At 71.5% G+C, this 18,671-nt stretch carries 17 protein-coding genes and 1 pseudogene; 6 read left to right on the forward strand and 12 right to left on the reverse strand.

From position 1 onward, the window contains the following. Position 1: 1 nt before the first annotated feature. Positions 2 to 685: a UbiX family flavin prenyltransferase gene (locus ACIQAK_RS24510; protein WP_366391284.1), complete on the reverse strand. Its 684-nt coding sequence runs from the start codon at positions 683 to 685 to the stop codon at positions 2 to 4. Positions 686 to 805: 120 nt separating this feature from the next. Here ACIQAK_RS24510 and ACIQAK_RS24515 point away from each other — a divergent pair, with 120 nt between their 5' ends. Next, complete coding sequence (locus tag ACIQAK_RS24515; protein WP_366391285.1) at positions 806 to 1,438, forward strand: rhomboid family intramembrane serine protease; 633 nt, start codon at positions 806 to 808, stop codon at positions 1,436 to 1,438. A gap of 21 nt (positions 1,439 to 1,459) precedes the next feature. On the opposite strand, the gene mqnP is transcribed toward ACIQAK_RS24515, so the two are convergent. After that, positions 1,460 to 2,380, reverse strand: coding sequence for a menaquinone biosynthesis prenyltransferase MqnP (mqnP, locus tag ACIQAK_RS24520; protein ID WP_366391258.1), 921 nt, complete (start codon positions 2,378 to 2,380; stop codon positions 1,460 to 1,462). Further along, entirely contained in the window at positions 2,377 to 3,834 is a 1,458-nt protein-coding gene (locus ACIQAK_RS24525; RefSeq protein ID WP_366391259.1) for a menaquinone biosynthesis decarboxylase, read from the reverse strand. Before ACIQAK_RS24525 ends, mqnP begins: the two co-directional genes overlap by 4 nt. 156 nt (positions 3,835 to 3,990) lie before the next feature. On the opposite strand from ACIQAK_RS24525, the gene ACIQAK_RS24530 reads away from it, so the two are divergent. Both ACIQAK_RS24530 and ACIQAK_RS24535 read left to right on the forward strand, forming a co-directional pair. Then, complete coding sequence (locus ACIQAK_RS24530) at positions 3,991 to 4,371, forward strand: PLD nuclease N-terminal domain-containing protein (protein WP_366391286.1); 381 nt, start codon at positions 3,991 to 3,993, stop codon at positions 4,369 to 4,371. Between the two features lie 156 nt (positions 4,372 to 4,527). Beyond that, the gene (locus ACIQAK_RS24535) at positions 4,528 to 5,844 is read left to right on the forward strand and encodes an aldehyde dehydrogenase family protein (RefSeq protein ID WP_366391260.1); all 1,317 of its coding nucleotides are present in this window, start codon (positions 4,528 to 4,530) and stop codon (positions 5,842 to 5,844) included. A gap of 54 nt (positions 5,845 to 5,898) precedes the next feature. Here the strand turns inward: ACIQAK_RS24535 and ccsB are convergent, their stop codons facing one another. The 8 genes from ccsB to hemL form a co-directional block, all read right to left on the reverse strand. Beyond that, the gene (ccsB, locus tag ACIQAK_RS24540) at positions 5,899 to 6,975 is read right to left on the reverse strand and encodes a c-type cytochrome biogenesis protein CcsB (RefSeq protein ID WP_366391261.1); all 1,077 of its coding nucleotides are present in this window, start codon (positions 6,973 to 6,975) and stop codon (positions 5,899 to 5,901) included. Then, a complete protein-coding gene (locus tag ACIQAK_RS24545) occupies positions 6,972 to 8,753 on the reverse strand; it encodes a cytochrome c biogenesis protein ResB (protein ID WP_366391262.1) in 1,782 nt (593 codons plus the stop codon). The genes ccsB and ACIQAK_RS24545 overlap by 4 nt, the downstream gene beginning before the upstream one ends. A 4-nt stretch (positions 8,754 to 8,757) precedes the next feature. Then, positions 8,758 to 9,552: a cytochrome c biogenesis protein CcdA gene (locus tag ACIQAK_RS24550; protein WP_366391263.1), complete on the reverse strand. Its 795-nt coding sequence runs from the start codon at positions 9,550 to 9,552 to the stop codon at positions 8,758 to 8,760. A 4-nt stretch (positions 9,553 to 9,556) separates the two neighbouring features. Next, positions 9,557 to 10,159 carry a TlpA disulfide reductase family protein gene (locus tag ACIQAK_RS24555; RefSeq protein ID WP_366391264.1) on the reverse strand — a complete coding sequence of 201 codons (603 nt, stop codon included), beginning with the start codon at positions 10,157 to 10,159 and terminating at the stop codon, positions 9,557 to 9,559. A 67-nt stretch (positions 10,160 to 10,226) separates the two neighbouring features. After that, positions 10,227 to 11,498, reverse strand: coding sequence for a hypothetical protein (locus tag ACIQAK_RS24560; RefSeq protein WP_366391265.1), 1,272 nt, complete (start codon positions 11,496 to 11,498; stop codon positions 10,227 to 10,229). 108 nt (positions 11,499 to 11,606) lie between these two features. Further along, a complete protein-coding gene (gene fes, locus ACIQAK_RS24565) occupies positions 11,607 to 13,058 on the reverse strand; it encodes an enterochelin esterase (RefSeq protein ID WP_366391266.1) in 1,452 nt (483 codons plus the stop codon). Positions 13,059 to 13,415: 357 nt separating this feature from the next. Next, positions 13,416 to 14,111, reverse strand: coding sequence for a histidine phosphatase family protein (locus tag ACIQAK_RS24570; RefSeq protein ID WP_366391267.1), 696 nt, complete (start codon positions 14,109 to 14,111; stop codon positions 13,416 to 13,418). Then, positions 14,108 to 15,415, reverse strand: a complete 1,308-nt coding sequence (hemL, locus tag ACIQAK_RS24575; RefSeq protein WP_366391268.1) for a glutamate-1-semialdehyde 2,1-aminomutase — start codon at positions 15,413 to 15,415, stop codon at positions 14,108 to 14,110. Before hemL ends, ACIQAK_RS24570 begins: the two co-directional genes overlap by 4 nt. 295 nt (positions 15,416 to 15,710) lie before the next feature. Here hemL and ACIQAK_RS24580 point away from each other — a divergent pair, with 295 nt between their 5' ends. Further along, positions 15,711 to 16,295, forward strand: coding sequence for a hypothetical protein (locus ACIQAK_RS24580; RefSeq protein ID WP_366391269.1), 585 nt, complete (start codon positions 15,711 to 15,713; stop codon positions 16,293 to 16,295). 300 nt (positions 16,296 to 16,595) lie between these two features. Here the strand turns inward: ACIQAK_RS24580 and ACIQAK_RS24585 are convergent. Then, positions 16,596 to 16,742, reverse strand: a pseudogene (locus tag ACIQAK_RS24585) (TIGR03086 family protein); the annotation flags it as partial. Between the two features lie 104 nt (positions 16,743 to 16,846). On the opposite strand from ACIQAK_RS24585, the gene ACIQAK_RS24590 reads away from it, so the two are divergent. Then, positions 16,847 to 17,581 (forward strand): Mut7-C RNAse domain-containing protein, encoded by a 735-nt coding sequence (locus ACIQAK_RS24590; protein WP_366391270.1) that lies wholly within the window; start codon positions 16,847 to 16,849, stop codon positions 17,579 to 17,581. Positions 17,582 to 17,897: 316 nt separating this feature from the next. After that, positions 17,898 to 18,656 (forward strand): SDR family oxidoreductase, encoded by a 759-nt coding sequence (locus ACIQAK_RS24595; protein ID WP_366391271.1) that lies wholly within the window; start codon positions 17,898 to 17,900, stop codon positions 18,654 to 18,656. The last annotated feature ends 15 nt before the right edge of the window (positions 18,657 to 18,671 follow it).

Below are 18,671 nucleotides of genomic sequence, written 5' to 3' on the forward strand. Positions count from 1 at the left end.
CTCACTCACCCGGGCTGCGGGAGCCGCCACCGAGCTCTCCCTCCCAGCGGCGGTACAGCCGGTGTTCCACCCCGGCCGCGTCCAGCACCCGCCCCGCGACGAAGTCCACCAGGTCCTGGATGTGCGTCGCGCCCGCGTAGAACGCCGGAGAGGCGGGCAGCACGACCGCGCCCGCCTCGTCCAGGGCCACCATCTGCTTCAGCGTCTGGCCGCTCAGCGGGGTCTCGCGCACCGCGACGACGAGCGGCCGGCGCTCCTTGAGCGTCACGCTCGCGGCCCGCTGGAGCAGGTCCTTCGACAGACCGAGCGCCACTCCGGCCACACAGGCCGTCGAGGCCGGCACGATGAGCATCCCCTTCGCCGGGTACGACCCGGAGGACGGCCCGGCGGCCAGATCACCGGCCGGCCAGTGGCGTACGCGCTCCAGCTCCGCGTCGTCCACCGCGAAGGCGTCCGGCTTCCCGTCGGCGCCACGATCCAGCCAACAGCGCAGGTCCTCGCGCCAGTGCCCGTCCCGGAAGGCGATACCGGTCTCGTCCAGCAGGGTGAGCCGCGATGCCCGGCTCACCACCAGATCCACGCTCTCGCCGCCCGCCAGCAGCCCGCGCAGGACGGCGGCGGCGAACGGAGTCCCCGAAGCACCGGACACCCCGACAATCCAAGGCCGCCGCCGCTGATGAGTCACTGAAGTCCCGGATTCCACACCTGCGAGCCTATCCGGCACGCCCCGGCGCCCCGCACCCGGAACCGGGCGGCGGGCCGGGACGTTCACCGGATGACCGCAACCCGGGGGCAGGGGCAGACCATGGGCGACTACTGGACAACCGACCGCGACACCGGCTCCACCAGGACCGGCGGCGCCCGGGCGCTCACGGCGGGCCTCCTGATGGCGGGCTGGGTCGCGCTGCTGTGGATCCTCGAAGGGGTCGACGTGGCGACCGGACACGCCCTGGACACCTATGGCATCAGCCCGCGCGAGACGGCCGAGCTGCGTGACGTCATACCCGCCGCGTTCCTGCACAGCGGCTGGGAGCACGTCGCCTCCAACAGCGTGCCGCTGCTGGTCCTCGGCTTCATCGCCGCCCTCGGCGGGCTGCGCCGGTTCGCCGCCGTCGTCGTGACGATCGTCCTGGTCAGCGGGGTCGGCGTGTGGCTGACCGCGCCCGCCTTCACGGTGACGCTCGGCGCCTCCGGCGTGGTCTTCGGGCTGCTGGGCTATCTGCTGGTGCGCGGCTTCGTGGACCGCCGCCCCTGGGACGTCCTGACAGGCATCGGGGTCGCCGTGGTCTACGGCTCGCTGCTCTGGGGCGTCCTGCCCACCGACTCGGGCGTCAGCTGGCAGGGCCACCTCTTCGGCCTCATAGGCGGCGTGGCGGCGGCCTTCTTCTTCCGCCGCCCGCCCGCGCGCCGCGGCCCCGACAACCTGGTCACGGTCTGAACCACGCGCCGGGGAGCGGTCCTACGGGGTCAGGCCGCGCACCAGCAGGTCGAGCAGCGCGCAGGCGAACAGCGCCATACCGATGAAGCCGTTGACGGAGAAGAAGGCGCGGTTCAGCCGGGACAGATCGTGCGGCCGCACCACCCGGTGCTCGTAGACGAACGCCACCGCGACGATCGCCATGCCGATCCAGTAGAAGATCTCCGCGTCCGTCGCCAGGCCGAACCAGACCAGCAGCCCGGTCGTGACCGCATGGCAGACCCGCGCGCCCCACAGCGCCGCCGGGATGCCGAAGCGGGCCGGGAAGGAGAGCACCCCGTGGGCCCGGTCGGCCTGGACATCCTGGCAGGCGAAGATCAGGTCGAAGCCACCGATCCAGATGCCGACGGCCAGCCCCAGGATCACCGCGTCCCACGACCAGCAGCCCGTCACCGCGAGCCAGGCGCCGATCGGCCCGATGGCCTGCGCGAGCCCCAGGATGGCGTGCGGGAAGTTCGTGAACCGCTTGCCGTACGGATAGACCACCATCGGCACGACCGCGAGCGGCGCGAGCATCAGGCAGAGCGGGTTGAGCAGCGCGGCGGCGCCCAGGAAGACGGCGAGCGCGACGAGCGCCCCCGTCCACGCCGACTTCACCGACACCGCGCCGGTGACCAGCTCGCGGCCCGCGGTGCGCGGGTTACGGGCGTCGATCTCCCGGTCGATGATCCGGTTGGCGGCCATCGCGAACGTCCGCAGCCCCACCATCGCCAGCGTGACGAGCAGCAGGACGCCCCAGTGGATCGTGCCATCCAGCTGGAACATCGCGGTCAGCGCGGCGATGTACGCGAACGGCAGCGCGAAGACCGAGTGCTCGATCATCACCAGCCGCAGGAAGGACCTCACCCTGCTGCCCGACGGCGCGGGCCCGTGGACCGACGCCGCCTCCGCCGCGCTGCTCACAGTCCGTACTCCTTCCAGCGGCGGTCGACCTTCGCCGCCGTCTCCGGGTCGGAGACGACCATCTCCGGCCAGCCCCCGTCCCGGGTGTAGCCCTCCGTGGGCAGCTTCCGGGTGGCGTCGATGCCCGCCTTGCCACCCCAGAACTGCTGGTACGAGGCGTGGTCCAGGTGGTCGACCGGGCCCTCGGTGACGGTCAGGTCCCGGGCGTAGTCGGTGTTGCCGAGCGCCCGCCAGGCGACCTCGTGCAGATCGTGGACGTCGCAGTCGGAGTCGACGACCACGATCAGCTTGGTCAGCGACATCATGTGCGCGCCCCAGATCGCGCTCATCACCTTCTGCGCGTGCTTGGGGTACTTCTTGTCGATCGAGACGATCGCGCAGTTGTGGAAACCGCCCGCCTCGGGAAGGTGGTAGTCCACGATGTCCGGCACGATGATCTTCAGCAGCGGCAGGAAGAACCGCTCCGTGGCCCGGCCCAGCGGCCCGTCCTCGGTCGGCGGCCGGCCCACCACGATGGACTGGAGCAGCGGGCGCCTGCGCATGGTGACGCAGTCGATGGTCAGTGCGGGGAACGGTTCCTGCGGGGTGTAGAACCCGGTGTGGTCCCCGAACGGGCCCTCCGGCAGCATCTCGCCCGGCTCCAGCCACCCCTCGATGACGACCTCGGCCTGGGCGGGGACCTGGAGCGGCACGGTCTTGCAGTCGACCATCTCGATCCGCTTGCCCTGGACGAAGCCGGCGAAGAGGTACTCGTCGATGTCCCCGGGCAGCGGCGCGGTGGAGGCGTACGTCACGGCGGGCGGCGCGCCGAAGGCGATGGCGACGGGCAGCCGCTCACCGCGCCGGGCGGCGACCTGGTAGTGGTTGGCGGAGTCCTTGTGGATCTGCCAGTGCATCCCGATCGTGCGCTTGTCGTGGCGCTGGAGCCGGTAGAGCCCCAGGTTCCGTACGCCGGTCTCGGGGTGCTTGGTGTGGGTGAGGCCCAGGTTGAAGAAGGAGCCGCCGTCACCGGGCCAGGTGAAGAGCGCGGGCAGCTTCTCCAGGTCGACCTGGTCGCCCTGGAGCACCACTTCCTGGACCGGCGCGTCGTCGGACTTCACCTTCTTCGGCGGTACGTGGATCATCGAGCCGAGCTTGCCGAAGGCCTCCCGTACGCCGACGAAGCCCTGCGGCAGTTCCGGCTTGAGCAGCCCGCCGATCTTGTCGCTGATGTCGCTGTACGACGTCAGCCCGAGCGCCTTGAGCAGGCGCCGGTCGGTGCCGAAGACGTTCATGGCCAGGGGCATCGAGGACCCCTTGACGTTCTCGAACAGCAGGGCCGGCCCGCCCGCCTTGTTCACCCGGTCGACGATCTCGCCGACCTCCAGATGAGGATCGACCTCGGCCTTGACGCGCTTGAGATCACCATCGCGTTCAAGAGCCCGGAGCAGGGAGCGGAGATCGTCGTAAGCCATGCGGTCCAGTTTGTCATCCCCGCCCGCGCGGCCCCGCCGGGGCTCCCCCGGCTCCGGGCCCCGGATCCACGGCGGCCAGCCGGTACCCTGGCCGCGACACCGGGGAACACCGAGCCCCGCCGCCGCTCCACTGGGGGAAGCGCCATGAGAGCCCTGATGTTCATCGTGCCGCTGGCTCTGATGATCTACGCCTTCATCGACTGCCTGAACACCCCGGAGGAGGACACCAAACATCTGCCCAAGATCGCCTGGGTCTTCATCATCCTGCTGTTCTGGGTCGTCGGCTCGATCGGCTGGCTCTTCGCCGGCAAGGTGCGCCACAGCGCGGCCGGGGGCGCCGGGCTCTCCTCCTGGCAGCGGGGCGGCCGCCGGCAGCAGTGGGTCGCCCCGGACGACAACCCCGATTTCCTCAAGTCGCTCAGGGACGACAAGGACGACAAGGACGACGAGGACGCCAGGAAGGCGGAGGCCGAGGAGGAGCGGGGGCGCGGCGAGGGCGGCACGGGCCCCGACGACAAGACCCCGCCCACTACCTGACGGGCTATTCCTCGCGGCAGGGGTGATCTTTCCGACCGGCGCGGTGGGCGCGCCACGGGGGTGTCGTCGGCCATTCTCGAAGGGGTAACGCAGAAACAGGCACCGCACGCGCGCCCCCTCTGAAGGAGCACGCGTGACCCCCTTGAGGAGCCCCCCATGCCCGAAAGCCCCGCCGAGCTCGTCGCCCGCCTCCGCACCACCTTCCGCACCGGCCGCACCAAGGAGGCCGCCTGGCGGACCGACCAGCTCCAGCGGCTGCGCGCCCTGCTCACCGAGCACGGCGACGACCTCGCCGACGCCCTCCGCGCCGACCTGGGCAAGAGCCGCAAGGAGGCGTACCGGACCGAGATCGACTTCACGGTCCGCGAGATCGACCACACGCTGGAGCACCTCGCCGAGTGGCTGCGGCCCGAGCCCGCCCCCGTACCGCCGCACCTCGCCCCCACCGGTGCCACCGCGCACACCGTGCTGGACCCGCTCGGTGTCGTCCTGGTCATCGCGCCCTGGAACTACCCGGTGCAACTCCTCCTCGCCCCCGTGGTGGGCGCCCTGGCCTCGGGGAACTGTGTGGTGGCCAAGCCCAGCGAGCTGGCGCCCGCGACCTCCGCCGCCGTGGCCCGGCTGCTGCCCCGGTACCTGGACACGGACGCGGTCGGTGTCGTGGAGGGCGCGGTCGAGGAGACCACCGCCCTGCTGGACCAGCACTTCGACCACATCTTCTACACCGGCAACGGCAAGGTCGGCCGGATCGTGATGACCGCCGCGGCCAAGCACCTGACGCCGGTCACCCTGGAGCTCGGCGGCAAGTCCCCGGTCTTCGTCGACCGGGGTACGGACCTGGAGGCGGTGGCCGACCGGCTCGCCTCGGGCAAGTTCCTCAACGCGGGACAGACCTGTGTGGCTCCCGACTACGTGCTGACCGACCCGGAGACCGCCCCGGCCCTCGCGGACGCGCTGGCGGCGGCGGTGACGGGGCTGTTCGGGGCGGACCCGGCGAACCACCCGGAGTACGGGCGGATCGTGAACGAGCGTCACTTCGACCGGCTGACGGGTCTGCTGAACTCCGGCCGTACGGTGACCGGCGGCGCCCACGACCGTGACACGAAGTACATCGCGCCGACCGTGCTGGCCGATGTGGCGCCGGACGCGCCCGTGATGGGCGAGGAGATCTTCGGCCCGATCCTGCCCGTGGTGACGGTGGACGGTCTGGACGAGGCGATCGGCTTCATCAACGACCGGGACAAGCCGCTGGCGCTGTACGCGTTCACCGACTCCCCCGCCGTACGGGAGCGGCTGCTGGCCGAGACGTCGTCGGGCGGCGTCGGCATCGGGCTGCCGCTGGCCCACCTGACCGTCTCGGACCTGCCGTTCGGCGGGGTCGGCGAGAGCGGCATGGGCAACTACCACGGCCGCTACTCCCTGGAGACGTTCAGCCACCGCAAGGCGGTCCTGGACACCCCGCTGAAGGCCTGACACGCGACGGCTCCCCGGACGGGCCTGCCGTCCGGGGAGCCGTGTGCCGCGGTGTCAGACCCCGGCGTAGGAGTGCAGGCCGGTGACGAAGATGTTCACGCCGTAGTAGTTGAACAGCCAGCAGGCGAAGGCGACCAGCGCCAGGTAGGCGGCCTTGCGGCCCTTCCAGCCGGCCGTGGCGCGGGCGTGCAGGTAGGCGGCGTAGGCGACCCAGGTGATGAAGGACCAGACCTCCTTGGGGTCCCAGCCCCAGTACCGGCCCCAGGCGTCGCCCGCCCAGATGGCGCCCGCGATGATCGTGAACGTCCAGAGCGGGAAGACGGCCGCGTTGATCCGGTACGCGAACTTGTCCAGCGACGAGGCGGAGGGCAGCCGCTCCATGACGGAGGCGGCGAACCTCCCCGGCGTACCACCCGAGGCGATCTTGTTCTCGTAGCTGTCGCGGAAGAGGTAGAGCACCGTGCCGACCGCGCCGAGGTAGAAGACGGCGCCGCAGATGATCGCGGTCGAGACGTGGATCCACAGCCAGTACGAGTGCAGCGCGGGTACCAGCTGGTCGCTGTCGGTGTAGAGCGTCGTGACCGCGATGCCGAGGTCCAGCAGGACCGTGGTGACCAGCGGGAGGCCGATCCAGCGCGCGTTCTTCCTCAGCGCGAGCAGCACCAGGTACGAGCCGACCGCCACGGTGGAGAAGGTGATCGAGAACTCGTACATGTTGGCCCAGGGGGCCCGCTGCACCGAGAGGGCCCGGGTGGCGACACCGCCCGCCTCCACGGCGAAGGCCACCACGGTCAGCGAGACCGCGATCCGGCCCCACAGGTCGCCCTGGAACGTGCCGCCCGCGGCCCCGGGCCCGTCCGGCACGTCCCGGGTCCCGGCGGCGGCGCGGGTGACGACCTTCGGCCGCTCCAGCACGGCGGTGGAGCCGGACCGGACGACCACCGGGGCGGCCGGCCCGCCGGCCGCGGAGCCGGACAGCGCGGCGGCCGTGCGGCCGACCTTGCTGCGGCTGCCCATGACCCACTCCGCGATGTGCGCGAAGAAGGCCAGGGTGTAGACGGCCATCGACGAATAGATCAGCACATTGCTGGTGTGCGCCAGGCTCTCGTTGGTTGCGGCGGCGAGATTCACTTCTCAGCCCCTTCGGCAGGTGCTTCGGCAGGATGTACGGGCCGGCTCCCGGCCTCGTTCGCGTCAGGTTTCTCCGGCGCGTCAGGTTTCTCCGGCGCGACCGGCGCCGTCGTGACCAGGGCGGCCGCGAGGTCGCCCAGCTCCTCGGGGAGCTTGGCGGACTCGCTGCGGCCCAGGCCCGCCATCTCCACGACGGTCACCCCGTCCGCGCCCCGGACCGCCCGGACCCACACCCGGCGGCGCTGGATGAACAGCGAGGCGGCGAGTCCGGCGATGGCGGCGACGGCGCCGCCGAGCGCCCAGCCGGTGCCCGGCTGCTGCGAGATCTGGAAGCTGGCCCACTCCTCGACGCCCTCGAAGGTGATCGAACCCTCACCGTCGGGCAGGTCCAGCTTCTCACCGGGGCGCAGCATCTTCTTGAGCAGCTCGCCGTCCTGGTTCTTGAACTCCTTCATCTTGGACGTGTCGAGCTGGTAGACGTTCTGCGGCAGGCCGGAGTCCACCCCGAGGGAGCCGCGGTAGGCGCTCAGCGCCAGTACCGGGAACTCCGCGCCGGGGAACTGCGAGAACATCTGGCCCTTGCCGTGGCCCGCGAAGGTCGGCACGAAGAAGGCCTTGAAGCCGAGCTGCGTCTTGGCACCGGTCCTGTCGCGGTAGCCGTCCATCACCTTGATCGCGCCGGTGGAGGTGATGTTGTTGTCGATGGGCAGCAGCGGTACGGAGTTCCGCGAGACGACCTTGCCCTTGCCGTCCCGGACGGTGACGACGGGGGCGTAACCGTGGGCGATGAGATAGACCTTGGTGCCGTCCACGACGAGCGGTTCGTTGACGCGGATGACGCCCTTGCGCTCGGGTCCCTCGGCGCCCTCGGTGTACCGCACCCGGGCCTCGAAGGTACGGGGCGTGCCACGCTGCGGGCCGCTCTCCTCGTACGTACCGACGAAGTCGTCCAGGACGAAGCTGAAGGGGGCCAGCGAGTCCGGGTCGTAGAGCGAGCCGGACTTGAAGTCGTCGTACTGGGTGAGCGTGTTGGCGAAGCCGTCGCCCTCCACGGCCAGCTTGCCGCCCTCGGACTTGAGGAGCTGGCCGGCGGCGAAGGCCACCAGCATCACGATCAGCGCGATGTGGAAGACCAGGTTCCCCGCCTCGCGGAGGTAGCCCTTCTCGGCGGCGACCGCGTCGCCCACCGTGTGCGCCCGGAAGCGCCGCCCGCCCAGCACGCCGAGGGCCGCCTCGCGGACCTGCCCGGGCTCCGCGTCGGTGCGCCAGGTGGTGTAGGCGGGCAGCCGGGTCAGCCGCTTCGGGGCGCCCGGCGGGCGGCTGCGGAGCTGGCCGACGAACTGGCCGGTGCGCGGCACGATGCAGCCGATCAGCGAGACGAACAGCAGGATGTAGATCGCGGAGAACCACACCGAGCTGTAGACGTCGAAGAGCTGGAGCTTCTCGTAGACCGGCGTGAGGGTGGTGTGCTGGTCCTTGAAGTTCTGGACCTTCAGGTCGTCGACGCTGGTCTGCGGGATCAGCGAGCCGGGGATGGCGCCCAGGGAGAGCAGGAAGAGCAGGATCAGCGCGACCCGCATCGAGGTGAGCTGGCGCCAGAACCAGCGGACCCAGCCGATCACCCCCATCGCGGGCACGCCACCACCGGTCTCGGGCCGTTCCTCGCGGGGCGCGGTGGAGAGCCGCTCGCCGGCGGCGTGGTCGACACGCTCCTGCTCGCGCTCGGCCGCGGCGGCGTCGATGGGAGCGCCGGTGTCCGTGCTGTTCGCCTTGCTCATGAACTCAGATCCCCACAACGAAGCCGCTGGACCAGCCCTGCATCTGCTGCATCAGCGTGGCCCACACACCGGTCAGCAGCAGGACCCCGGTCACGATCATCATGCCGCCGCCGATCCGCATCACCCACGCGTAGTGGCGCTTGACCCAGCCGAACGCGCCGAGTGCCTTGCGGAAGGCGATCGCGGCCAGGATGAACGGGACGCCGAGTCCGAGACAGTACGCGACGGTCAGTATCGCGCCGCGTCCGGCGGTGGCGCTCTCGGCGGAGAGGAACAGCACCGAGGAGAGCGTCGGGCCGATGCACGGCGTCCAGCCGATCCCGAACAGGGCGCCGAGCAGCGGCGCGCCGGCCAGCCCGGTCACCGGCCGCCTGTGAAGGCGGAACTCGCGCTGCGTCACCCCCGGCAGGAGCCCCATGAAGAAGATACCCATGAGGATCATCAGGGCGCCGAGGACCTTGTTGAGCACGCCGGCGTGCGTCTGGAGCTCGTTGCCGAAGTAGCCGAAGAGCGCCCCGGTGGAGGCGAACACGGCGGTGAAGCCGAGGACGAAGAGCGAGGCGCCCGCCACCACCCGGCCGCGCCGGGCCTCGGCCAGGTCGGTGCCGCTGACCCCGGTGACGTAACTCAGGTAGCCGGGGACGAGCGGCAGGACGCAGGGCGAGAAGAAGGAGATCAGTCCGGCCAGCAGGGCGACGGGCACGGCCAGCAGCAGGGCCCCGCTCACGACGGTGTCGTTGTACGCGGCCAGCGTGACGGTGCTCACGACGGTGTCGTCGTACGCGGCGAGCGGGATCACCGGATCACTTCTCCGCGACGATCGGGTCGATCATCTCGCGCAGCTGCTCGGCGTCCAGCGGCTGGAGCGTGCGCGCCGCGATCTTCCCGTCCCGGTCGACCACCACGGTCGAGGGGATGGCCTGCGGGTTCACGGTGCCCTTGGGGAAGCGGAGGATGAGCTTGCCGATCGGGTCGAAGAAGCTCGGGTAGGTGACCCCGTAGTCCTTCTCGAAGTTCACCGCGGGGTCCCGCTGCGCGTCGCGGGTGTTGATGCCGAGGAACTGCACGCCCTGGCCGGCCGTCTCCTCGGAGACCTGCGCGAAGTACTTCGCCTCCAGGCGGCAGGGGCCGCACCAGGACCCCCAGACGTTGAGCACGACGACCTTGCCCTTGAAGTCGGCGAGGTCGAGCGGCTTGCCGTCCAGGCCCTCGCCCCGGAGCTTCGGCGCGTCCGGGCGCTCGCTCTTGGCGACGGTGGAGATGCCCCCGCTGCCGGTGACGAAGTTCGTGTTGCCCCCGCCCTGGGCCTTGTTGCCGTCGCCGCACGCGGACAGCGTCAGGGCACCGGCCACGGCGGTCGCGGCGAGGAGGGTGAAGCGGCGTCGGGGTGCGCGGCCAAAGCTCATGTGAAAAGTTTCGCATGGCAGTTCCGGGGATCTCCCGCACCCCCCTCGGTGCCCGTAAAGCCCCTTGTCAGGCCGGTTTAAAGAAGGAGTTCCAGCCGCCCGCGGGTGACTGTCCCACCTCCAGGGTGCGGAGCTTGGCGAGGACCGCGGGATCCTGCACGTCGAGCCAGTCGACGAACTGCCGGAAGGAGACGAGGCGCACGTCCTTCTTACCGGCGGTCTTCTTGATCACTTCTTCCACGGCGTCCATATAGATGCCACCGTTCCACTCCTCGAAGTGATTGCCGATGAAGAAGGGCGCGCGATTCGTCGTGTAGGCGCGCTCGAATCCGGCGAGATACGCGCCGGTCGCCTGGTTGCGCCAGCCCGGATAACGCGAGGGCATCCCCGTGGTCGAATTCTGCGACTGGTTGGCGAGGATGTTGTAGTCCATCGAGAGGACCTCGAAGGAGTGGCCGGGGAACGGCATGGCCTGGAGCGGGAGGTCCCAGACCCCGCCGCGTTTCACGGGCCACATCTGGCGGCCGCCGGGCGAGCTGGCGTCGTAGCGCCAGCCCATCTTGGCCGCGGTGGGCAGCAGATTGTCCTGGCCGAGCAGACAGGGGGTGCGACCGCCGATCAACTCCTTCCGGTAGTCGAACGGCAGCGGGTCCTCGTTCTGCCAGCCGGTGTTGGTCCGCCATTTCGTGACGAAGGACACAGCCTGATCGATCTCGCTCTGCCATTGCGCGGGGGTCCAGCGTTCGACGGAACCGGAACCGCCGCAGAAGTGCCCGTTGAAGTGGGTGCCGATCTCATGGCCGTCCAGCCAGGCCTGGCGTACGTACTTCAGCGTGTCCTTGACATGGCCGTCGGTGAGATAGCCGATGTCGGAGGCGCCGCGGGGGTTGTTCGGCGGGCGGTAGAGGGATTTCTTCGATTCGGGCAGCAGATACAGCCCGGAGAGGAAGAAGGTCATCGCGGCGTCGTGCTCGTCGGCCAGTTCGAGAAAGCGCGGGAAGAGCCCGTTGCCGACCTCGCCCGCCCCGTCCCAGGAAAGGATCACGAACTGCGGCGGCGTCTGGCCGGGTTCGAGCGGGACGGGCGCGGCGGGCTGACGGGGCTGCTTTCCGGTGTCGGCGGTGGAGCCGTCGCCGATCGGGCGGACCTTGTTCTTCGGCGTATCGTTTCCGCCGCCCTTGCCGCCGGTGCCGGTGTCACCCTTGCCACCGTCGCCGCCGCCCGGCCGGCCGCCCTCCGAGGAAGCGGAGGAACTGGAGAAACCACAGCCGGCGAGTCCGATCGCGGCCGCGGTGCCGAGCCCCGCGCCGAGCAGTCCCCTTCGGTTGATGTCGCGCATGTCGTCCCCATCTGCGGTCGTTTTATCTCAAGGTCATACAAACTGCTGGAGAGTGAGAGGCCTTGAGTGACGCGACGGTTCCGTGCAATTGGGGACTTTCTCTACGCTTTACCTGATGGCCGGGCCTGCGGGCAGTCCCGAGCGACTCCGGGCGCGGCGGGGGGCGGGGCCCGTCCCACCCTGGGACTCTGCCGCGTCCACGTCAAGGCTGGTCCCCAGCAGCTCCACCAGCGCGTCCGCCAGGAACCCCCGCCAGCAGGCGTAGTCGTGGCCGCCGCTGTGGAGATCGCGGGTGACCCGGTGGCCCCGGGCGCGGAGCACCGCCCGAAGGGCCTCGGTGTGTTCCGCCAAGGCGCCCTCGTGCAGGCCGACATCGAAGTGGACGACGGCTCCGCGCGCTCCGCCCCTCGCCTCACGCCCGTCCGGGAGCCCGTCACGGAGTCCGGCGGCGAGCGTGGCCAGCCAGGGCGTCCCGGCCGCGTCCGGGGCCACGGCGCCGGGTTCGAGCCCCGGCCGCCACCACAGCGACGGGGACTGCGCGACGATCCCGCCGAACCGCTCGGGCCGGGTGAGACCGGCGTACAGCGCGGTCATCCCCCCGAGCCCCTGGCCGGCCACCACCGTCCGGTCGGCCCGCGCGGTCAGCGGCCACCGGGCACCCGCCCAGGGCAGCACCTCGTCGGCCAGGAAGGAGACGTAACTCTCCCGCCCGCCCAGCTCCGACCGGCGCGTGCGGGTGTCGACGGCGTCCGGGGCGAGGACGGCCAGCGGCGGGAGGGCCCCGTCGGCGATCAGCGCGTCCAGCGTGTCCTGGAGGCCGAGCCGGCCGAACCACATGTCCCCGTCGCAGAGCACCAGCAGGGGCAGCCGGCCCCGCTCCCCCGGCTCGCGCGCCGGCCGGAACGGGACGGCGTCCGGCGGCAGGTAGACCCACACGTCCCGCTCGGCGCCGAGGACACCGGCCGCCACGGTGTGCCGCTCGACGCCGCCGCGCGGGATGTCGCTCCGCCGGTCGGCCCAGGGCTGGGGCGGGGCGTCGGGCAGGGCGAGGACCGAGTCCTGCGCGTCACGCCAACGGGTCGGTATCCGGACCGGGTTGAGCGGGTCGGCCCCGCCGTGCGCCCGCAGCGCCAGCAGCCGCCGCTGGAGCAGGGCGGGATCGGTGGGGGCGGGCCCGGTGGAGATGTCGGCCACCATCCGGTAGGAGCCGCGGTGGTCCGCGCGCAGCCGGTGGGTGAGGTACCAGACGTCGGTGCCCGGCAGGTGGCGCAGGAGCGAGTCGGCGAGCCGCTCGCGGTCGGTGAGGCCCGGGGCCATCAGCAGGACCTGGCGGGTGGCACGGTGGCCGCGCCACAGGAAGGTGACGGCCCGCCGGCCGGGGTCGTCGTCGAGCTCCTCCACGAGGGGGGTGCCGGTGCGGGCGGCCTCGGCCCAGAATGCCTCGGCGAGGGCGGCCCGGGCGGCGTCGTCCCGGGCGCCTTCGAGCTGCCGGGCGAGCCGGGCGACACGGGGGCCGGTGAGGGACCGGTGGGTGGCGGCCACGTCCGTACAGTCACTCATCGGCGGGCCGCCTCACCGGGCCGGACCGCGGTGCCGGGCTCGGATCGGGGACGTCGGTCGGGGCAGTACGCGTCATGGCTCCACCGCTCTCGTCACGTCTGAGTTAGCTAAGGCTAACCTAATCTAACGCGCCGACACCTCCTGTCCCGCACGGCCCCGGCCCTCGCCCCGCCGGCGCCGCGCAGCCCCACCGGCAACGCGCAGCCCCACCGGCAACGTGGAACCCCACCGGCAACGCACGGCCCCACCGGCAACGCGGAGCCCCACCAACGCGCAGCCCCGCCGGCAATGAGAACGGGACCGACCGCGGCGGCGGTCGGTCCCGTAGGTTCACGGCACGTGGCGGGCTGAGCGGGGTTACGCGCCGAAGGCCTTCGACTTCCCCTTCACCGGCCTGGCCCCGGCCAGCAGGTGCGCCGGCACCAGGTCCCGGGCCGGCTCCGAGTAGCCCACCGAGACGATCTTGTCGCCCTGGTAGGTGAAGCTGGTCAGCGAGGCCAGCGTGCACTGGCGCTTGCGCGGGTCGTGCCAGAGCCTGCGGCGCTCTACGAAGGAGCGGACGATCCAGATCGGCAGCTGGTGGCTGACGCAGACCGCCTCGTGCCCGCGCGCCGCGTCCTTGGCGGCGTCGAGCGCGCCCATCATGCGGACGACCTGCTCGATGTACGGCTCACCCCAGGACGGCTTGAACGGGTTGGTGAGGTGCTTCCAGTTGTCCGGCTTGCGCAGCGCCCCGTCGCCGACGCCGAAGGTCTTGCCCTCGAAGACGTTGCCGGCCTCGATGAGCCGCTCGTCGGTGACCAGGTCCAGGCCGTGCGACTTGGCGATGGGCTCGGCCGTCTCCTGGGCGCGCTCCAGCGGGGAGGCGACGACATGGGTGATGTCGCGCTTCGCCAGGTGGCCGGCGACCCTGTCGGCCATCTGCCGGCCCAGCTCGGAGAGGCTGTACCCGGCGCGCCGCCCGTAGAGCACACCGTCCGGGTTGTGCACCTCGCCATGGCGCATCAGGTGCACCACGGTGAAGTCCTCGCGTCGGGCGTTCTCGCTGCTCATGCGGTGGCCTCCGATGCGGCGCGGGCGGCGGCGGGCAGGGCGGCGGCGATCCGCTCGATGGCCCGCTCGTCGTGGGCGGTGGAGACGAACCAGGACTCGAAGGCGGAGGGAGGCAGGTAGACGCCCTGCTCCAGCATCGAGTGGAAGAAGGCGGTGAAGCGGAAGGCCTCCTGCTTCTTGGCGTCGTCGTAGTTCCGGACGGGCCGGTCGGTGAAGAAGACCGAGAACATGTTGCTCGCCGAGGAGACGGTGTGCGCGACGCCTTCCCTGGTGAACGCGTCACCCACCAGGGAGCGCAGTTCGGCGGAGACCGCGTCGATCTTCGCGTACGCCGCGTCGTCGAGCAGCCGCAACTGGGCGAGGCCGGCGGCGGTGGCCACCGGGTTACCCGACAAGGTGCCCGCCTGGTAGACCGGGCCGGCCGGGGCGAGGTGCGCCATCACGTCGGCGCGGCCGCCGAAGGCCGCGGCGGGGAAGCCGCCGCCCATGACCTTGCCGAAGGTCATCAGGTCGGGTCGGACGCCGTCGATGCCGTACCAGCCGGCCTTCGACGTACGGAAGCCCGTCATGACCTCGTCGGAGATGTACAGGGCGCCGTTGGCCGCGCAGAGCTCCTTGAGCCCGGCGTTGAAGCCGTCGGCGGGCGGGACGACGCCCATGTTGCCGGGCGAGGCCTCGGTGATGACGCAGGCGATCTCGCCGGGGTGTGCGGCGAAGGCGGCCCGCACGGCGTCCAGGTCGTTGTACGGCAGCACGACGGTGTCCCCGGCCGTGGCGCCCGTGACGCCGGGCGTATCGGGGAGGCCGAAGGTGGCGAGGCCGGAACCGGCCGCGGCCAGCAGGGCGTCCACGTGGCCGTGGTAGCAGCCGGCGAACTTCACGACCTTGGCCCGGCCGGTGAAGCCGCGGGCCAGCCGGATCGCCGACATCGTCGCCTCGGTGCCGGAGGAGACCAGCCGGACCTGCTCGACCGGCGTGACCCGCGCCACGATCTCCTCGGCCAGCGCGACCTCGCCCTCACCCGGCGTACCGAAGGAGGTTCCCCGGGAGACCGCTTCCTGGACGGCGGCGATGACCTCGGGGTGGGAGTGGCCGAGAATCATCGGCCCCCACGAGCACACGAGGTCGACGTACTCCCGGCCGTCGGCGTCGGTGAGGTACGGACCGGTACCGGAGACCATGAACCGGGGCGTACCGCCCACGGCCCGGAAGGCACGCACGGGTGAGTTCACGCCGCCGGGCGTCACGACGGACGCCCGGTCGAACAGCGACTGCGAAACTGGGGCTTCGTATGAATACGCCACTTTGGTCCTGATCTGCGATTCGGGTGTCGGGAGCCGGGCCGGAACATCCATGGGAATTCCCGGCCACCGGTGAGCAGGGAGCGCGCTCCTCTCGTATCACGGAAGAGCGTCGGTCCCCTCACGTCTGCGAAACTGGGGCGACATAGGGAAAGCTCACACATGCCATGGTGTCAGAGGCACGGACGGTCTTGCGGACAGGTGTTTCACCGCACGCCCGTGGGGGAGGTCACTGACACGATGATCGGGTTGCGCGGCGGGGGCTGTGTCTCCTAAGAAGTAGTCGGGTGGATGAGATATGCATCGCGGTGGCGGAGTGGGCGAAGGGACCGGCGACCTGGGGCCCGAGCCTGCCCGGCGAGGGCGGCACCGGCGAAGGGCCGAGCGCGCACAGGGCAGGGGCGCGGAGAGCACACCGCCCCCCGGGAGCAGGAGCGGTGGCGGGATGGGGGTGACCTACAAGTACTTCGGTGCCCCGGACGGGGCCACCGCCGCTCGGGTGCCGATCTCGATGCGCCCGGAGGAGCTGGGCGGCGACGAGCTGGGCATGGGCGGCATGTTCACCAAGATCAAGCCGGAGACGGTGGCCGCCATGGTGCTGACCGGCATCGAGGGCATACCCCTGCACAAGGTCCCCCCGCTGGAGCTGGTCGTCCTCCACCCCGACTACGCGGTCGTCAAGCTCCCCATGACCGTCGTCGACCCGCTGCGCGGCGTCGGCGAGGAGTCCGTGGGCGCGGCGGCCTTCATCTGGTCCACGGTCCCCGACCGCGGCGGCCCGCGCGACGCCTTCAACGTCTACCAGCTGCTCCACGAGTGGCAGGACTTCTCGCACCGCCTGCACGACGCGGGGCATCAGGCGTACTGCCTGGTCTGGCCCTGAGGGGGGACCGGCCGGCCCGGCGGGCATACCCCCACGTGCACCTATCGGGTCGAATCGCGCCAATGATTGGCTGAAGTCCGATCTTCAGCCCGTCGCCGGCCCGGAACGCCGAGGCTGCTCCGGGCCGACGGGATCGCCGACGACGCGGACGCCGCACTCGGCCCCCGGCCAAGGCGATCGTCGACGACGCGTGCCCGTACTCGGCCCCGGGCCGACGGGATCGTCGACGACGCGTACCCGCACTCGGCCCCCGCTACGACCTCCCGGCCACCCCGGCACCCGCCACCCGGTCCACCGCCCTCAGCTCCCGGCCGGACGCCACCCCGGATCGCGCCCCGTCACGGCCAGCACCCGCTCGAAAGCCGGAGCCCCGGCCCCGACCGGGAACGGCTCACCGAACATGTTCATCTCCCGGGCCTGCGGCGCCAGAGCGGCCGGCTCCGGCCCGCCCCACCAACCGCCAACCGCGCACCCTCCCCCCGGGACGCCCCACCCCCGGCCCCCGGCCAATTGCCTGGCCGCCCACCCCGCCCGGGTGGCATCCTGGCCCGGTGAACGGACCCGAGATCACCCTCGAAGTAGCCCCTGAGCTGCGGCTCTTCGTCCCGCACGAGCGCCGCCAGGGCCCGACGCCGCTCACCACCGACGGCGCCTCCACCCTCGGCCACGTCATCGAGTCCCTCGGCGTCCCGCTCACCGAGGCCGGCACCCTGCTGGTGAACGGTGATCCGGTGGCCCGCTCGCACGTGCCGGGGCCGGGCGAACACATCGACGTACGGGCCGTCGAGCGCCCCCAGCAGGTCCCCGGCGCACCTCTGCGCTTCCTCCTCGACGTCCATCTCGGCACGCTGGCCCGGCGGTTGCGACTCCTGGGCGTGGACGCGGCGTACGAGAGCGAGGACATCGGCGACCCCGCGCTCGCCGCCCTCTCCGCGCGGGAGCGGCGCGTCCTGCTCTCCCGGGACCGCGGGCTGCTGCGCCGCCGGGAGATCTGGGCGGGGGCGTACGTCTACAGCGACCGCCCCCAGCAGCAGCTCCGCGACGTCCTCGGCCGCTTCGCCCCGGGCCTCGCCCCGTGGACCCGCTGCACCGCCTGCAACGGCACGCTCGCGGAGGCCGACAAGGGCGCCGTGAGCGACCTGCTGGAACACGGCACCCAGCAGGCGTACGACGTGTTCGCCCAGTGCACAGCGTGCGCCCGGGTGTACTGGCGGGGCGCGCACCACGGTCACCTGGAGACGATCGTCGCCGACGCGCTACGCGAATTCGGCGGCACGACGGCGTAGTTCGGCAGCGCCGGTCCCGGTCAGCGGTGCAGAAGGCGTACGCGTCCCCGGTGGACGGGTGCGGGGACCTGGTGCGCGTCGTTCCCGCGGTCCGTGTCCCGCGTCCCGCCGCTCCCGACGGTGTCGAGCCGTACGACCACCTCGTCGGGGTGTGAAAGGACGGATTCGACGCGCTCTTACCCACCCGCACGGCCCACGGGGCACCCCGAGCCCGCTCCCCGCCACCCCTGTCCGCTCCCTGGATGCGGGGCAGACCGGTCGGGCAGCGGCTGCCTATCCTTTCCCCGTTACCGATCAACTGCCCGAGGAGATCGCCATGACCGCCACCCCCATCGCCGTCGTCACCGGCGCGAGCAGCGGCATCGGCGCCGCGACCGCCCGCACGCTGGCCGCAGCCGGTTACCGGGTCGTGCTGACCGCGCGCCGCAAGGACCGCATCGAGGCGCTCGCCGCCGAGATCACCGAGGCCGGCCACGAGGCGACCGCCTACGCCCTGGACGTGACCGACCGCACCGCCGTCGACGAGTTCGCCACCGCGTTCCGCTCCCTGGCCCTCCTCGTCAACAACGCGGGCGGCGCACTGGGCGCCGACCCGGTGGCGACCGGCGACCCCGCCGACTGGCGCCAGATGTACGAGACGAACGTCATCGGCACCCTCAACGTCACCCAGGCCCTGCTCCCCGCCCTCACCGCGAGCGGCGACGGCACGATCGTGATCCTGTCCTCCACCGCGGCCCTCTCCTCCTACGAGGGCGGCGGCGGCTACGTGGCCGCCAAGCACGGCGAACACGTCCTGGCCGAGACCCTGCGCCTGGAGATCGTGGGCACCCCGGTCCGTGTCATCGAGGTGGCCCCCGGCATGGTCAGGACCGACGAGTTCGCCACCACCCGCTTCCGCGGCGACACCGAGAAGGCCGCCAAGGTCTACGCGGGCGTGGAAGCCCCCCTGACCGCCGAGGACGTGGCTGACACGATCGGCTGGGCCGTCACCCGCCCCAGCCACGTCAACATCGACCTCCTGGTGGTCCGCCCCCGCGCCCAGGCCTCCAACACGAAGGTCCACCGCACCCTGTAGCGGACGCGGTGGACC

It is taken from the genome of Streptomyces sp. NPDC088706 (assembly GCF_044752765.1).
GTDB lineage: Bacteria > Actinomycetota > Actinomycetes > Streptomycetales > Streptomycetaceae > Streptomyces.

Excerpts from the sequence above, each read along its gene's own strand:
- ACIQAK_RS24545 (WP_366391262.1), bottom strand. The coding sequence starts at position 8,753 with ATGAGCAAGGCGAACAGCACGGACACCGGCGCTCCCATCGACGCCGCC.
- ACIQAK_RS24530 (WP_366391286.1), top strand. The coding sequence starts at position 3,991 with ATGTTCATCGTGCCGCTGGCTCTGATGATCTACGCCTTCATCGACTGC.
- ACIQAK_RS24580 (WP_366391269.1), top strand. The coding sequence starts at position 15,711 with ATGCATCGCGGTGGCGGAGTGGGCGAAGGGACCGGCGACCTGGGGCCC.
- ACIQAK_RS24560 (WP_366391265.1), bottom strand. The coding sequence starts at position 11,498 with ATGCGCGACATCAACCGAAGGGGACTGCTCGGCGCGGGGCTCGGCACC.
- ACIQAK_RS24555 (WP_366391264.1), bottom strand. The coding sequence starts at position 10,159 with ATGAGCTTTGGCCGCGCACCCCGACGCCGCTTCACCCTCCTCGCCGCG.
- ACIQAK_RS24515 (WP_366391285.1), top strand. The coding sequence starts at position 806 with ATGGGCGACTACTGGACAACCGACCGCGACACCGGCTCCACCAGGACC.
- ACIQAK_RS24595 (WP_366391271.1), top strand. The coding sequence starts at position 17,898 with ATGACCGCCACCCCCATCGCCGTCGTCACCGGCGCGAGCAGCGGCATC.
- ACIQAK_RS24535 (WP_366391260.1), top strand. The coding sequence starts at position 4,528 with ATGCCCGAAAGCCCCGCCGAGCTCGTCGCCCGCCTCCGCACCACCTTC.
- ACIQAK_RS24570 (WP_366391267.1), bottom strand. The coding sequence starts at position 14,111 with ATGAGCAGCGAGAACGCCCGACGCGAGGACTTCACCGTGGTGCACCTG.
- fes (WP_366391266.1), bottom strand. The coding sequence starts at position 13,058 with ATGAGTGACTGTACGGACGTGGCCGCCACCCACCGGTCCCTCACCGGC.
- ACIQAK_RS24525 (WP_366391259.1), bottom strand. The coding sequence starts at position 3,834 with ATGGCTTACGACGATCTCCGCTCCCTGCTCCGGGCTCTTGAACGCGAT.